Source organism: Rhodoferax sp. RT5P35, from assembly GCF_056521385.1.
In genome coordinates this window covers 1-1,658 of the sequence record NZ_JBWMAX010000079.1, presented here as the reverse complement: position 1 = coordinate 1,658, position 1,658 = coordinate 1, and the positions used below count along the sequence as shown (strand labels likewise).

Genomic DNA, 1,658 nt, shown 5'->3' with positions numbered 1-1,658 from the left:
GGACACCCCGACTCTCGCCTACAGCATAAGCGGCGGCGCGGACGCGGCGCGCTTTGCCATCGATGCCAACACCGGCGCGCTCAGCTTCCTGGCAGCACCGGACTACGAAAATCCGCAGGACGCTGGCGCCAACAACGTCTACGACGTGCAAGTGCAGGTCAGCGACGGCACTCTTTCGGACACGCAAGACATTGCGGTGACGGTGGGCAATGCCAACGACAACGCCCCGGTGATCACCAGCAACGGCGGGGGCGCCACGGCAGGTGTCTCCATCGCCGAGAACGGCACGGTGGTGACCACGGTGGCGGCCAGCGATGCAGACGGCTCCGCGTTGACCTACTCGATCAGCGGTGGGGCCGATGCGGCGCTGTTCACCATCAACAGCAGCACGGGGTCATTGGCCTTCATCGGTGCGCCGGATTTTGAGAACCCGACAGATGCGGGCACCGACAACGTCTACGACGTGACGGTACAGGCCAGCGACGGCAGCGCCACGGACACGCAGGCCATCGCGGTCACGGTGACGAACATCAACGATGCTGTGCCCGTCATCACCAGCAACGGCGGCGGCGCCTCGGCCTCGCTGAACGTGGCCGAGAACGGCACGGCCGTGACCACCGTGACCGCCACCGACGCGGACGGGCCGTCGCTGGCCTACAGCATCGTGGGTGGTGCCGATGCCGCGCTGTTCCAGATCAACGGCAGCACCGGTGCCCTGACGTTCGTGGCCGCGCCGGACTTCGAGAGCCCGACGGATGCGGGTGCCAATAACGTCTACAACGTGACGGTGCGAGCCAGCGACGGCGTGCTCGCCGACACGCAGAGCCTGGCCGTGACGGTGACGGACGTGAACGACAACGCCCCGGTGATCACCAGCAACGGCGGCGGTGCCACAGCCAGCGTGTCCATCGCCGAAAACGACGTGGCCGTCACCACGGTGGCGGCCAGCGATGCGGACGGGCCGTCCATCACCTACAGCATCGTGGGCGGTGCCGACGCGGCGCTGTTCCAGATCAACAGCAGCACCGGTGCCTTGAGTTTCGTGAGCGCGCCCGACTTCGAGAACGCGCAGGACGCTGGTGCCGACAACGTCTACGACGTGACGGTGCAGGCCAGCGACGGCCTGCTGGCCGACCCCCAGGCCGTGGCGGTCACGGTGACCAACCTCAACGACAACGCGCCGGTCATCACCAGCAACGGGGGCGGTGTCGCGGCGGCCGTCAGTGTGGCGGAACTGACCACGGCTGTAACCACGGTGGCGGCCAGCGACGCCGACGGCTCCGTCCTGACCTACAGCATCGTCGGCGGTGCGGACGCGGCACTGTTCCAGATCAATGCCGCCACCGGTGCCCTGAGCTTCCAGGTGGCACCGGACTTCGAGAGTCCGGAGGACACGGGCTTGGACAACGTGTACGACGTGCAGGTGCGGGTCAGCGATGGCAGCCAGACGGACACACAAGCCATCGCCGTGACCGTGACCAACCTGAACGACACCGCGCCGGTGATCACCAGCAATAGCGGCGGCGCCTCGGCCAGCATCTCCATCGCCGAGAACGGCACGGCCGTGACCACAGTAGTGGCCACCGATGCCGATGGTTCGGCCCTGACGTATTCGATCAGCGGTGGTGCCGATGCCGCGCTGTTCCAGATCAACAGCA

At 66.9% G+C, this 1,658-nt stretch carries 1 protein-coding gene; it reads left to right on the top strand.

Annotated features, from left to right (window positions below; translation table 11 throughout):
- The coding region (locus AC097L_RS23745) for a cadherin repeat domain-containing protein (protein ID WP_479589199.1) at positions 1–1,658 on the top strand (1,658 nt) is incomplete at both ends.